The sequence below is a fragment of the Lentzea alba genome, assembly GCF_011067745.1.
Lineage (GTDB): Bacteria > Actinomycetota > Actinomycetes > Mycobacteriales > Pseudonocardiaceae > Lentzea > Lentzea alba.
Genome location: NZ_JAAMPJ010000018.1, coordinates 200,798 through 214,637, shown reverse-complemented (window position 1 = coordinate 214,637; position 13,840 = coordinate 200,798). Strand labels below are relative to the sequence as shown.

Below are 13,840 nucleotides of genomic sequence, written 5' to 3'. Positions count from 1 at the left end.
GCCGCCTCAAGCAGTTTCGTGGCCTGGCCACCAGGTTCGCGAAACGAGCCGCCTACCATCGCGCGGAGATCGTCCTCGCCTGCATCGTCCTCCACCTCAGGTGAAGATCCGCAGGACACGCCCTAGAAGAACTCGTCGAGCAATCGGTACCACTCAAGCAGTTCGGGACGGGGAGTGAGGCCGTAGGCGTGGTCGAACGCGACTTCGGCCTCGTCGTCCAGTTCCCGGTGGGCCAACGCGAGGTCGCGGTGCCGATCGGACACCCCCAGCCGGGACACGTCGATCAACACCGTCGAGCCGTCCGGGCGCAGCAGCACGTTCGGCGGGCAGAAGTCTCCGTGCGCCACCACGAGATCCTCGGTCTCGGGCGCGGTGGCCACCAAGCGCTCCAGCAGAGCGGACGGCGTGACTCCGCGGTTGTCGTCGTCGAAGTCGTCCGCGTCGACAAGGCCGGCCTCGACGTTGCGCCGAGCGTTCTCCAGCACGACGGGAATCCGTGCGTCATAAGGGCATGAGGCCACCGGCAACGAGTGCAACGCTCGCAGCACCGTGCCCATGACGGTCCCCGCGAGCACCGGATCGACGGCGGCGAGCGATGGCGCGCCGACATCGGCCAGCACCAGCCACCCGTCGGCGTACGCCTTGATCTCGGGCACCTCGAAGTGCCTGCCCAGCCACAGCAACCGGTCGCGCTCGTCCACGCCGGCACGCTTCACGTAGCTCGAACCCGCTCGCCACACGTCGCCGGACAGCCCTTCGTGGTCTCCGGACCACTCGACGTCCGGTCCGACCGCGCGCACCACGTCCTCGGGGATCTCCACCTGATCATTCTGCCCGGTCCTCTGCTTTCCTCCGAGCCTGACTCACTCGCAGGCGATGCCGTCCTTGTCGCTGTCCAGCCCGTAGACGTCACTGCCGATGACGCGGATCGGGCCTGACACGTACGCGGGCCCGTTGCCGCTGCCGCCGGCGCAGTCCACGTCGGACGCGATCGGCACGCACCCGCTGTAGTTCGAGTCGCACGCGGGCTGCGGGGCCGGAGCGGGCACGGGCTGGGGTTGCGGCTGTGGCTGAGGGTTGGGCTGAGGCTGCGGCTGGGGTTGCGGCTTCGGCTGCGCGACCGCCGGGGGAGTGGTGGTGGTGGTCGTCGTAGTAGTGGTCGTTGTCGTGGTGGTGGACGAGGTCGTGGACGTCGTAGTGCTCGTCGGCACCGAACTGGTCGTAGTGGTCGGTGCGGCCGTGGTCGACAGCCCCGACGACGCCTTGTTCACGTCGGTCGGCCCGCTCATCGCCGCCGCGACAACAACAATGGCGATGAAGAACGCGAACAGGCTGGCCGCGCCGATGGCCACCGGCGGCACCCACGACCGTGAGCTCGCAACAGGCACCACCGCGCCACGGGGAATCTCCCGCGGCATCCGCAACACGATCTGCAGCAGGCCGTTCTTGCCACGCTCGATCAACGCCGCCGACCCGGTCGAGCCACCACCGGACTCCACGTGCATCAGCACCGGCGCATACCGTTGCGACATCAGGAAAGTCAGCTCACCGACCCGCTGCCCGTCGAGCCGCACCTCGACGCCGCGCTGACCGCGGTACTTGCCCGCGGCGATCATGCACCACGTCAGGTGCACGGCGACCTGCCGCGTGACACCGTCCGGCACGGCGTACCGGGCCAGCACGTCCTGGTGGTGTTCCTCGCCGGTGACGGTCACCGTCACCTCGCCGGGCACCATCACCAGACCGGCGGCCGAGTTCTCGATCACGTCGCACTCCCTCAGGGTGGGTTCGTACGGCAGGACCATCGAGAGACCACTCCAGGTGTTACCGAGAGTGCCGCGAAGTTGTGCCGATCGGGTGAAAACCGCCCGCTGGTGTCACGCAGCGTCGACGATCACCGATGAATCCCTTTCCTGCGGGTGCAACTCAGGCGCTTGTCCGCACCACCAGCGAGGTGGGCAGCAGCACCGACGGCGGCAGCCCCTCGTCGCCCTCGATCTCGGCGAGGAGGCGCCACGTCAGCATGCGCCCGAACCGTTCCACGTCCTGCCGCACCGTCGTCAACGGCGGCACGGCGGGCACGGAGTCGTCGAACCCCACCACGGCCACGTCGTCGGGCACCCGTCGGCCGTGCGCGTGCAGCACCTGCAACGCCCCTAGTGCCATTATGTCGGCGGCCACGAACACCGCGTCCAGTTCGGGGTCGCGGGTCAGCAGCGTCGTCATCGCGGACGCGCCGCCCTCGGGGGTGAAGTCGCCGTACGCCACCAGGTCCGTTCGGCGGCCGGACATCGCTCGCCGCCAGCCGGACAGCCGATCTAGGCCGACCGCCATGTCCGTCGGGCCGGCGATGGTCGCGATTCGCTTGGATCCCAGGGAGATGAGGTGCTCGGTCGCGTCCATCGCGCCGGTGAAGTTGTCCGAGTCCACGTACGGGACCGGGCCGCCGGCCAGTGGGCGGCCGCCGGCCACGACCGGCAAGCCGTTGTCGTGCAACAACGACAGCAGCGGGTCGTGGCCGTGCAGGCTGATCACCAAGGCGCCGTCCACGTGGCCGCCGGTGAGGTACGAGCCCACGTCGCCTGGCTGGCTCATCATCAGCACCAGTTGCGTGCGGTGCCCGGTCAGTTCGGCGTGCACCCCGCGCATCACGCCGGCGAAGAACGGATCCGCCAGCACCCGGCCGCTCGGTTCCGAGACCACCAGGGCGATGGCGTTCGCCCGGTGGCCGGCCAGCGACCGGGCGGCCTGGTTCGGCGTGTAGTCGAGCTGGATCACCGCCCGTCGCACCGCGTCCCGGGCGCGGGCGCTCACGTGCGGCGCGCCGTTGAGCACTCGGGACACGGTGGACTTCGACACCCCGGCCAACCGGGCGACCTCGTCGATACCGGGGCGTCGCGTCATGACGCGACGGCGTTGCTGCGCGCCACAGCGGAGTACCAGCGGGCACTCCTCTTCGGCGTGCGCACCTGCGTGTCGTAGTCGACGTGCACGATGCCGAACCGCTTCGCGTAGCCTTCCGCCCACTCGAAGTTGTCCATCAACGACCAGCAGAAGTACCCGCGCAGGTCGACGCCGGCGGCGATGGCGGCGTGTGCGGCCCGCAGGTGGGACTCCAGGTAACCGGTGCGGTCGACGTCCTCGACCCCGTCACCATCGTGCAGGTCCTGGAAGGCCGCACCGTTCTCGGTGATGTACAGGGGGACCTTCGGGTAGTCGTTGTGCACCCGCAGCAGCACCGAGGTGAGGCCGTCGGGGCGCACCTCCCAGCCCATGTCGGTGACCGGCGCGTCCCGCTTGGGGAACGACAGCTTCTCGACGCCCACCCACGGCGACGGGCCCTCGTCACCGGGTTCGGCGCTGACGTAGTGCTCGGTGTAGTAGTTGACGCCGAGCATGTCGAGCGGGGCGTTGATGATCTTGAGGTCACCCTCCTGGATCACCTTCGAGAACCCGAACGGCTCCAGGTCCTTCACGATGTCGGCCGGGTAGTACCCGCACAGCAACGGGTCCAGGAAGATCCGCTGCTGCAGCCCGTCGAGCCGGCGTGCCACGTCCCGGTCGGCCGCGGAGTCCGGATCGGCCGGGATGATCGGGTACATGTTCAGCGTGATGCCCAGCTGCTTGTCGCGGCTGCGGATCACCTCTCCGGCGAGCCCGTGGGCCAGCAGCAGGTGGTGCACCGCGGCGACCGCGGCGTCGGGCTCGGCCCGTCCTGGCGCGTGGATTCCGGCGGCGTAGCCGAGGAACGCCGCGCACCAGGGCTCGTTCAGTGTCGTCCACGACTCGATCCGGTCGCCCAGCGCGTCGACGATGGTCTCGGCGTACTCGGCGAACCGGTAGGCGGTGTCCCGGTTCGCCCAGCCGCCGGTGTCCTCCAGCTTCTGCGGCAGATCCCAGTGGTAGAGCGTCGGCCACGGCTTGATGTCGTGCTCCAGCAACGTGTCCACGAGCCGCTTGTAGAAGTCCAGCCCGGCCTGGTTGACCGCTCCGGCATCCGGCCGCACCCGCGGCCAGGCGATCGAGAACCGGTACGCGCCCAGGCCGAGCTCGGCCATCATCGCGACGTCCTGGTCCACCCGCCGGTAGTGGTCGGCCCCGGGTTCACCGGTGTGGCCGCCGACAACGTTGCCGGGTACGCGGCAGAACGCGTCCCAGATCGAGTCGGTGCGGCCGTCCACGTCGGTCGCACCCTCCACCTGGAACGCCGCCGTGGCAGCGCCCCACAAAAAACCTTCCGGGAAAGCGATCTTCTCCACCTTCACCCCTTCACAGCACCCTGCATGACACCCGCGACGATCTGCCGCCCGAGCACGATGAACACGATCAGAACCGGGACGGTCGCCAGCGTCGTCCCGGCGAGCACGAGCGAGTAGTCGACGTAGTAACCGCTCTGCAGCTTCTCCAGCGCGACCTGCATCGTCGGGTTGTCGGCGTTCAGCACGACCAACGGCCACAGGAAGTCGTTCCAGGACTGCATGAACGTGAACACGCCGAGCATCGCGGCGGCCGGGCGGGCCGCGGGCAGCGCGACGTGCCAGAACGTCCGCCACAGGCTGCAGCCGTCCATCCGCGCCGCCTCGACGAGCTCGTCCGGAATGGCGTCGACCAGGTACTGCCGCATCCAGAACACCCCGAACGCGGTGACGAGGTTCGGCACGATCACCGCTTCCAGCTCACCCGCCCAGCCGAACTCCGCCATCGCCATGTACAGCGGGATGATCCCGAGCTGCGTCGGCACGGCGAGCGTCGCGACGACGAACAGGAACATCAGCCCGCGGCCGCGGAACCGCAGCTTGGCGAACGCGAACCCGGCGAGCGAGGACAGCAGCACCACCGACAGCGTCACGGTCCCGGACACGATGAAGCTGTTGCCCAGCGCCTTCCAGAACGGGATCGTGTCGAACACCCGCGCGGCGTTCGAGAAGAAGTTCCCGCCCGGCATCAGCGTGAAATCCCCGGTCAGCACCGAGTTGTCCCGGCTCGCCACCAGGAACGACCAGTAGAACGGGAACGCCGAGCCCAGTACGAACGCGGCGAGCACGCCGTAGACCACAAAGGACGGACGTCTCATCGCACGGCCCTCCTGGTGAGAAGGAAGTTGAGCCCCGCGACCGCGATCACGACGAGGAACAGCGTCCACGCGATGGCGGACGCGTAACCGAGGTCCAGTTGCTGGAACCCGGACTGGTACAGGTAGAGCACGACGGTCTGGTACTGGTGTTCCGCCCCGCCACCGCTGCCGGCCGAAGGGTCGTACAGCTTCGGCTCGGTGAAGATCTGCAGCCCGCCGATCGTCGAGGTGACGATCACGAAGATCAGCGTGGGCTTCAGCATCGGCAGCGTGATGCTGAAGAACCTGCGCAACGGACCGGCGCCGTCGACCGTGGCGGCCTCGTGCACCTCGCGCGGGATCGCCAGCATCGCGGCCAGGACGATCAACGCGTTGTAGCCGGTCCACCGCCAGTTGACCATCGACGCGATCGCGACGTGGCTGCCGAACGTGTCGGCCTGCCAGTCGATCGGCGGGATGCCCACCGCCGACAGCATGCCGTTGACCAGCCCGTACTGCGGTCCGAACAGGTTGCCGAAGATGATCGCCAACGCGACCAGCGACGCGACGTACGGCAGCAGCACACCCATCCGCCACGCCGTCCGCGCACGGAGGTTCGCGCTGAGCAGCGCGGCGAGCACGACCGCGACGATCACCTGCGGAACGCTCGACAGCAGGAAGATGCTGAAGGTGTTGAACAGCGCGTTCCAGAACTGGCTGTCGCTGAACAACGTCGTGTAGTTCTCGAGCCCGACGAAAGGTGTTTCGTCGGCGCCGAGCTCCCAGTCGAACAGCGACACGTAGGCCGTGTACAGCAGCGGGAAGAGCCCGATCGCGCCGAACAACACGAAGAACGGCGCGACGAAGAGGTACGGCGAGACTTTGGCGTCCAAAGCGGACAGTCGATGGCGCGGCGGCCGCGAGCGGGGCTCCTGCTCCCGCTCGCGGTCCACCTTGGTGAGCACGGCGGTCACTTAGCGACCTTCTGGGCCTCCGCGACCGCGGTCTTCCAGCCTTCCTCGGCGCTCTTGCCCTGCTCGACCGACTGCAACGCCGGGCTGAAGACGTTGTCCTGGATCTGGCCGTCGGTCGGACCCTTGTACTGGGCGGCCGTGACCTTCTGCGCCTGCGCGGCGAACAGCGCGCCCGCCTTGACGTCACCGAAGTAGGCGTTCGTCTTCTCCAGCAGCGACGGGGACTTCAGCGCCTCGACCTGGCTCGGGAACGTGCCCTTGGCCTGGAACGCCTTGACCTGCTGCTCGGGCGCGGTCAGCCACGCGGCGAGCTCGGCGGCCTTCTTCGCGTTCTTGCCCTGCTTCGGCACGGTCAGGTACGAACCGCCCCAGTTGCCGCCACCGTTCGGGAACGCCTCGGTGACCGCCCACTTGCCCTTGTTCTCCGGGCCCGCCTGGCCCTCGACCACGCCGAGCATCCAGGACGGGCACGTCTTCGTGGCGAACGCACCGGCCTTGAAGCCGGAGTTCCACTCGTTGCTCCACGCCACGAGCTTCGCGGACTGGCCCTTCGCGACCGCGTTCGTCACGGCGGTCCAGTCGGCCTTGATCGCCGGGTTGGTCTCGACGACGAGCTTGTCGGACTTGTCGAAGTAGCCGACCTCGTGCTGGTTGTGCATCGCGTTGAAGACCTGCGAGGCGCTGTCGAACCACGCGACCCCGCCGGACTTCGCGACGAACTGGTCACCGGCGGCGAAGTAGCTGTCCCAGGTGGCGAAGAGCGACTTCACGGCCTCGGGATCGGACGGCAGGCCCGCCTTCTCGAAGAGGTCCTTGCGGTAGCACATGGCCAGCGGGCCGATGTCCGTGCCGTAGCCGATCAGCTTGCCGTCCTTGGTGGTGACCGCGTCGGTCTTCCACTTCAGCCAGCGGTTGTCCTCGATCTTCGGGCCGATCTCCTTGAGATCGTTGAACTGCCCGGACTTCGCCATCACCTGGGCGAGGAAGCCCTCCTCGACCGCCTCGATGTCGGCGAGTCCGGAGCCGGCGCCCAGCTTGGTGAACAGGTTCTGGTGGTGCGGTGCGCCCTGGCCGGTCTTGCGCTGGGTGATCTTGACGTCTGGATGCGCCGCTTCGTACTCCTTGAACAGCTCCTCGTAGCCGAACTCGTTGAAGGTCGCGATGGTCAGCTCGGTCGTGCCGCCCTCGGTCGCCCCACCGGACGAACACGCTGTAGTGGCGGTTAAAAGCAGGAGCACGCTGACCCAACTGCGGTGTCGCACGGGAGAACTCCCTCGGTCTCTGCGGCGGATTCTGGGAGCGCTCCCAGAAGTTTTCGAGAGTGTTAACCGCACGACATGGGGCTGTCAATGGGCCCAGGGGTCAGATTCTGGGAACGCTCCCAGTTTGTTACGCACGGCGTGGAGACGTCGGATGGTCGGAGTGCGTGCGCCGAGCAGGGGTGTTGGCCGCGAACCCGCTCGTTGAGGGAGATCGGCGAGCGGTCCGTCGTCGACTGTCAGTTGTGGCCGATGGTTACGCGCTCGCCCGCTTGATCAGCGAGGTCGGCAGCAACAGCGACGGCGGCAGGCCGGCCTCGCCGGCCAGTTCGGACAGCAGCCGCCACGTCATGGTGCGGCCCAGCTCCTCGACGTCCTGGCGGATCGTCGTCAGCGGCGGTGTCGCGGTCGTGGCGAACACCGAGTCGTCGAACCCGACCACCGCCACGTCCTGCGGCACGCGCTTGCCCTGGGCGTGCAGCACCTGCAGGGCGCCGAGGGCCATGATGTCCGCCGCGACGAACACCGCGTCGAGGTCAGGGGCCTTCTGCAGCAACCGCTCCATGGCCCGCGCGCCGCTCTCCGGCGTGAAGTCGCCGTGCACCACGAGGTCGGAGGCGATCTTGGCCTCGGCCAGGCCGCGCTTGAAACCGCTCAGCCGGTCCGCGCCGACGGCCATGTCCTTCGGGCCCGCGACGGTGCCGATCCGCTCGCGGCCCAGCGAGACGAGGTGCCGGGTGGCGTCCAGGGCGCCGGTGAAGTTGTCCGAGTCCACGAACGGCACGGAGGTGCTCCCGAGCGGCCGTCCGCCGGACACCACCGGCAGCCCGATCTCGGCCAGCATCGGCACCAGCGGGTCGTCGCCGTGCAGGCTCACCAGCAGCGCGCCGTCGACGTGCCCGCTGCTCAGGTACATGACCAGGTCGCTGGTGTCCGACGGCTGGCTCATCATCAGCAACAGCTGCATGTGCCGCCCGGCGAGCTCGGCGTGGATCCCGCGCAGGACGCCGGCGAAGAACGGGTCGGAGAGCACTCGGCCGGTCGGCTCGGAGACCACCAGGGCGATCGCGTTCGCCCGGTTGCCCGCGAGCGCCCGCGCGGCCTGGTTGGGGGAGTAGCCCAGCTCGGCGATCGCGGCGTGCACGGCCTCGCGGGCCTTCGCGCTGACGTACTGCTCGTCGTTGATCACGCGCGAAACGGTCGACTTGGAAACCCCTGCGACCCGCGCGACTTCTTCGATCCGCGGCCCTGGGCGCCGTTTCGCCGTCTCGGTCATGACAGTCATCGTAGGGCTCTGATTGGACATCGGACCTCAGTCGAGCCCGGTCACGTCGTGTGTCGCTGCCCACCGATGTCGTAAAAGAGGCTCTGATCTCGCCTTTCCGCAGAAGTGGGAAGAAATTCCCCTCGTTGCCGAGGTGCTGAGATCCGATGTCTTGGTCGAGTGCGCGTCAACCGGACTACGGCGACTCGGCCTGGCGGAGGCCTGGCCCGCCGCACGACTGGAGCAGCGATCGTGCCGCTTGGCCTGACCAGCTCTGCGCCGGCCACTTGCTTCTGTCCATCTCGTACTCTCCGTTCGCAGCGGCGTGAGGAGAGTTTCCAAGATCGCCCGCACAAATTCCGCACAGCAGTCCGGAGTTCTGGCACCATGCCCCGCGAGGAGGGTGAGTGCGGTATCGGCTTCTTGGGCCGCTGCAGATCTGGCGTGGGGGCGTCGAACTGCGGCTGGGCGGGCCCCGGCAACGGGCGTTGCTGGCAGCGTTGGCACTGCACGCCAACGAGACGGTCAGCTTTGAACACTTGAGTGAAGCGGTGTGGGAATCTCCGCCCGCGGCACCGGAATCGAACATTCGGACGTACGTGGCGGCCTTGCGCAAGCTCGTGCTGGACGACCTCGTGACCGTGCCCGGCGGCTACCGGCTGAAGGTGTCCGGCGACGAGGTCGACGTCACCGTTTTCGGGCAGCTGTGCGCCGCCGGTGACGAGGCGCTGAAACAGGGCGATCACCGGGCCGCGGCGGGAAAGTACGAAGAGGCGCTGGCGTTGTGGCGGGGCCCGGCACTGGACGGGCTCGCGATCGGGCCACGGCTGGAGGCCGAGCTCACCCTGTTGCAGGAACGCCGGCTCACCGTCGCCGAGCAGCACGCCCGGCTCGCGATCGAGCTGGGACAGGGCGAGCGGCTGATCGGCGAGCTGCGGCGGCTGACCAAGCAGTTCCCGCTGCGCGAACAGCTGTGGCTGCAGCTCATGCACGCGCTGCACCGGGCGAGCAGGCCCGCCGAGGCGTTGCAGGCGTTCGAGGACGTGCGGGTCCTGCTGGCCGAGGAACTGGGCACCGATCCCGGCTCCGAACTGCGCGAGCTGCACGCCCGGCTGTTGCGTGGCGACGAACCCAGGCCCGCCCTGAACACGCTGCCGCGCGACGTCGCGGACTTCACCGGCCGCGAGGCCGAGATGGAACGGCTGACCAGGGCCGTCACCGGACGGTCGGCGGTGGTGATCTCCGCGATCGACGGCATGCCGGGTGTCGGCAAGACGACGCTGGCCGTGCACTTGGCGCACCGGCTGGAGTATCCGGACGGTCAGCTGTTCATCGACCTGCACGCACACACGGCCGGACGCGCGCAGGTGGAACCAACGGACGCGCTGGACGTGCTGCTGCGTGCGCTCGGCCTGGACGAGATCCCGGTGAGCCTGGACGAACGGGCGGCGGTGTGGCGGGCCGAGCTGTCCCGGCGGCGGCTGCTGGTCGTGCTGGACAACGCGGCGAGCGCCGCCCAGGTGCGGCCGCTGCTGCCGGGCGTGCCGGGGTCGCTGGTGCTGGTCACGTCACGGGCGCGGCTGGTCGAGCTGGAGGGCACGTCGACGCTCACGCTGGACGTGCTGTCCGAGGCGGAGGCGCTGCAGCTGTTCGCCACGATCGTCGGCGACGAACGCGGCACCGACGAGGCGGCCCGCGAGGTCGTCGAACTGTGCGGCCGGCTGCCGCTGGCCGTGCGACTGGCCGCCGGCCGGTTGCGCAGCCGTCCGACGTGGACCACCGCCCACCTCGCGACGCGGTTGCGCGAGGGACGATTATCCGAGCTGGACGCGGTCTTCGCGTTGTCGTTCGGTCAGCTCCCGCCCGGACATCAGCGGCTCTTCGGCCTGCTGGGCCTGCACCACGGCACGGACTTCGACGTCGACCAGGCCGCGGCGCTGGGCGAGCTCGACCTGCTGGAGTGCGACGGGATGCTCGAGGACCTCGTCGACGTGCACCTGCTGGAGGCGGCCACGCTCGGGCGGTACCGGATGCACGACCTGCTCCGGCAGTACGCTCAGTCCAAAGTGGACTCGTCGCGCGAGCCGCTGACCCGGCTGCTCGACCACTTCCTGGACACCACGAACCAGGCGATGCGGCTGATGTCGCCCGCGGCCCGCAAGTACGAGGTCGACATCACCTACCGGCCGGCGTCGCGGCTCGTGCTGCGCGACTACGACCACGCCGTGGAGTGGATGGAGACCGAACGGCAGACGCTCGTCGCCGCCGTGGCGCTGTCGCTCGACGGCGACTGGCGCACACACACGTGGCAACTGGCGCGCGCGATGACGTACTTCTGCATGGTGCGCGGGTACACGCGTGACTGGGCCACGATCAACGAGCTGGCGCTGGAAGCGGCGAAGGACGAACCGGCGGCGCTCGCGATCACGACGAAGAACTACGCGATGGTGTTCTGGCAGACCGGCCGGTACTCCGACGCCATCTACTACAACGAGCGCGCGATCGAGATGCTCCGCGAGCAGGGTGACCTGCAGGCCGTGGCGGGCACGCTGAACAACCTGTCCCTGGTCTACCGGACTCTCGAACGCCACGCCGAGGCCGCCGACCTGCTGGAACAGGCCATCACGGTGGCCCGTGAGCTCGGCGACCGGCACCTCGAGTCGCAGGCGATGAGCAACGTCAGCAACATCTACAGCGCGCTCGGCCGCTACGACGAGGCGCTGGAGGCCTGCACGTCGGCGCTGACCCTGATGCGCGAGATGGGCAGCCGTCGCGACGAGGCGGACACCCAGAGCGCGCTCGGCATGATCCTGCACGCCATGGGCAGGCACGACGAGGCGCTCGACGCGTTGACCTCCGCGCTGGCGGCCGTGCGCGCGATCGGTGACGTCACCACCGAAACCGTCGTGCTGAACTACCTGGGCGACGTGCTCACCGCGGCCGGGCGGCCCGCTGAAGCCGAGGCGCTGTTGCGCGAGGCGTTGGATCTGGCGGAACGGATCGACGACAAGCGTGAGGCCGCGAACGCGCACAAGCACCTCGCCAAGGTTGTTGCTGACCCCGTGCGGGCAGCGCGGCACGCACAGGAAGCCGAGGAGAGGTTCGCGGCGCTAGGCACCGAGTGACCGCGGTCCCGGCCGTCCTCCGGGAAGGACGGCGCCGCGCGGCAGTCCGTCTCGCAGCAACGGCAACAGCTTGGGATGCTTGCTCATCAGCACCGCGGCTGTGCCGTTGCGCTGCTGGATCCGGCGGCAGAAGTGCGGTGACAGCGGCACTCCCAGGTACTGCTCCGCCCGCGGCCCGTACACGACCCGGTCGCCCTGCCCGCACCACGCGGCGGCGACCGCGCCGCCGTTCACCCAGATGAACCCCTCGACGTACACGCCGCCGCGGTGACGCGCGGCCTCGCTGAAGGCGTCGCTGAACGTCACCTGCGGCTGGAGGCGGGTCTCGGCGCCGGCGGTCCACCACCGGCCGACGTCGAGCACCAGGCCCTCGACGCTCGCGTGCGCCCACTCCGAGTCGTCGACGAGCGTGCGGAACGGCGCCTCCAGCCCGGTGAGCGCCGCCGTGAGCTCTTCCACCGGCTCATGGTGCGTCGTCGCACCGGTTCTCGCTGTCCGACCTGGAATACCTACGAGATCGTGATCGAGATGTTCACCCGCAGCTGGCCCGCGGAGCCCGTGATGGTGCCGCTCCCGGCTTTCGGTCCGGCCTGCAGCCGCGCCCGGAACGTGATCGTCTGGCCCGGCGCGAGCGTTTGCCCGCCCTCGCAGGTGACGGTGTCCTTGCCCGCCGGGCAGCCGACGAACCCCGCGGAGATCTTGCCGGGACCGACCGTCTTGACCTTGTCGGGCATGGTCAGCGTCAACGTTGGCAGGGTCGTGGGGGCCGAGCCGTTGTTGGTGATGGCGATGTTCATCTCGTTGGGCGGGCCCTCCGTCGTCATCGCGATCTCGGCGGGAGCGTTCGCGGCGAGGCTGGGCGTGCCGCCCGCCGCGGGGGCGAAGGAGGTGGTCGTGGTCGGACCCGTGGCAGTGATGACGTTCTCGTCGGCCGCCGGTGTGGCGGAGCCGGCGGTGCTGCCCGGCGCGACGACGATGCCGGAGCTCGGGATGGAGCCCGGCTGGCTGGTCTGCTGCACGGAACCGGCCGAGGTCGTCGACGACGTGGACGGCGGGGCGGCCTGGGGCGTCGACGAACCGTCCGTGCTGACGACGCCGGACGCGGCGACGACCACGACCGCGGCGGCCGAGGCGGCCACACCGAGCCAGGAGGTCGCGCTGAGGGACACGGCCGCGCCCTTGGTCGCGGCGGCGGCCAGGTAGCCGGCGGTGCCCGTGCCGAGCACGATCGGCGCGATCATGCCGCGCAGCGCGCCGTTGACGTCGGACAGTTCGCTGGCGAGCTTGCGGCACTCGGCGCAGTCGTCCATGTGCGCGTCGAGCTGGACGGCCTCGCGTCCCTTGAGCCCGCCGCGCGTCCAGGCGCCGAGCTTGGTGACGGTGGCACGACACTTCTCGGCTGGTTCCTGGTTGACGTGCGCCTGCAGGAACGCCTTGCGCAGTCCTTCGCGGGCGCGGAACGCCATCGCGGAGACGCCGTTCGCGGTCAGTCCCAGCAACGGCGCGATCTCGCCGGGCGACTGGCCCTCGATCGCGGTGTGCCACAACACCGTCTGCCACCGTTCGGGCAGCGTGGCGAACGCCGTGGCGGCCATCGCCTGGTCGAGGTCCTCCACCGCCTTGTCGCGGAACGGCACGCTGGTGGCCCTGGTCGCGCCCGGAACCTCCTCGACGTCCCCGGCCAGTTCGAGCCGCTTCTCCTTGCGCGTCCGGTCGTACGCCGCGTGCCGCACCGCCGTCAGCAGGTAGGGCCGGAACGCCGCTCCTGGACCTCCACCGGAACGCAGCGCGGCGAGGACTTTGGCGAACGCGTCCGAGACCAGGTCGTCGGCGTCCGCGGAGGACGTGGAGAGCTGCATCGCCAGGATGTTGGCGGATCGCACGTGGCGTTCGTACAGCTGGCCGTAGGCCTCGACCTTGCCGTCGCGCACGGCGTCGATGAGGTCGGCGTCCGACGGCACCCGACCACGCTGCCCGATCAAAGGATGCCGCCTAACGTCAAACCTGGACTGATACGCGGACCCTATCGAGATGACTCAACGCGAACAATCCACGCATACGAACTTGATGTAATAAAAGAGCTTTAGGACGGCCCTAAGTCTTGACCAACACAGGTCCGATGGCCCTGGCGTGCTCTTACGTTTCCGCTCGTGATGGACTTCTTG

11 protein-coding genes are annotated in these 13,840 nt (G+C 69.0%); 1 reads left to right on the top strand and 10 read right to left on the bottom strand.

All coding sequences use genetic code 11. The annotated features are described in order from the left end of the window. Positions 1-122 precede the first annotated feature (122 nt). The 8 genes from G7043_RS44500 to G7043_RS44465 form a co-directional block, all read right to left on the bottom strand. Positions 123-821 carry an aminoglycoside 3'-phosphotransferase gene (locus tag G7043_RS44500; RefSeq protein WP_166055201.1) on the bottom strand — a complete coding sequence of 233 codons (699 nt, stop codon included), beginning with the start codon at positions 819-821 and terminating at the stop codon, positions 123-125. Between the two features lie 42 nt (positions 822-863). Further along, positions 864-1,766: a hypothetical protein gene (locus G7043_RS44495; RefSeq protein WP_166054904.1), complete on the bottom strand. Its 903-nt coding sequence runs from the start codon at positions 1,764-1,766 to the stop codon at positions 864-866. A gap of 160 nt (positions 1,767-1,926) precedes the next feature. Further along, positions 1,927-2,904 carry a LacI family DNA-binding transcriptional regulator gene (locus tag G7043_RS44490; RefSeq protein ID WP_166055199.1) on the bottom strand — a complete coding sequence of 326 codons (978 nt, stop codon included), beginning with the start codon at positions 2,902-2,904 and terminating at the stop codon, positions 1,927-1,929. Beyond that, positions 2,901-4,250, bottom strand: a complete 1,350-nt coding sequence (locus G7043_RS44485; RefSeq protein WP_166055249.1) for a GH1 family beta-glucosidase — start codon at positions 4,248-4,250, stop codon at positions 2,901-2,903. The genes G7043_RS44490 and G7043_RS44485 overlap by 4 nt, the downstream gene beginning before the upstream one ends. Positions 4,251-4,261: 11 nt before the next feature. Continuing rightward, on the bottom strand, positions 4,262-5,074 hold the full coding sequence (locus G7043_RS44480) for a carbohydrate ABC transporter permease (protein ID WP_166055197.1): 813 nt from the start codon (positions 5,072-5,074) through the stop codon (positions 4,262-4,264). Further along, positions 5,071-6,018 (bottom strand): carbohydrate ABC transporter permease, encoded by a 948-nt coding sequence (locus tag G7043_RS44475; protein ID WP_313888401.1) that lies wholly within the window; start codon positions 6,016-6,018, stop codon positions 5,071-5,073. The genes G7043_RS44480 and G7043_RS44475 overlap by 4 nt, the downstream gene beginning before the upstream one ends. 5 nt (positions 6,019-6,023) lie before the next feature. After that, positions 6,024-7,289, bottom strand: coding sequence for an ABC transporter substrate-binding protein (locus G7043_RS44470; RefSeq protein WP_166055193.1), 1,266 nt, complete (start codon positions 7,287-7,289; stop codon positions 6,024-6,026). Between the two features lie 253 nt (positions 7,290-7,542). Beyond that, on the bottom strand, positions 7,543-8,562 hold the full coding sequence (locus G7043_RS44465) for a LacI family DNA-binding transcriptional regulator (protein ID WP_166055192.1): 1,020 nt from the start codon (positions 8,560-8,562) through the stop codon (positions 7,543-7,545). Between the two features lie 395 nt (positions 8,563-8,957). On the opposite strand from G7043_RS44465, the gene G7043_RS44460 reads away from it, so the two are divergent. Continuing rightward, positions 8,958-11,675 (top strand): AfsR/SARP family transcriptional regulator, encoded by a 2,718-nt coding sequence (locus G7043_RS44460; RefSeq protein WP_166055191.1) that lies wholly within the window; start codon positions 8,958-8,960, stop codon positions 11,673-11,675. On the opposite strand, the gene G7043_RS44455 is transcribed toward G7043_RS44460, so the two are convergent. Both G7043_RS44455 and G7043_RS44450 read right to left on the bottom strand, forming a co-directional pair. Further along, positions 11,661-12,134 carry a hypothetical protein gene (locus tag G7043_RS44455; protein ID WP_166055190.1) on the bottom strand — a complete coding sequence of 158 codons (474 nt, stop codon included), beginning with the start codon at positions 12,132-12,134 and terminating at the stop codon, positions 11,661-11,663. The two genes, G7043_RS44460 and G7043_RS44455, sit on opposite strands and share 15 nt — an antisense overlap. A gap of 50 nt (positions 12,135-12,184) precedes the next feature. Next, complete coding sequence (locus G7043_RS44450) at positions 12,185-13,636, bottom strand: sigma-70 family RNA polymerase sigma factor (RefSeq protein WP_166055189.1); 1,452 nt, start codon at positions 13,634-13,636, stop codon at positions 12,185-12,187. Between the last annotated feature and the right edge of the window lie 204 nt (positions 13,637-13,840).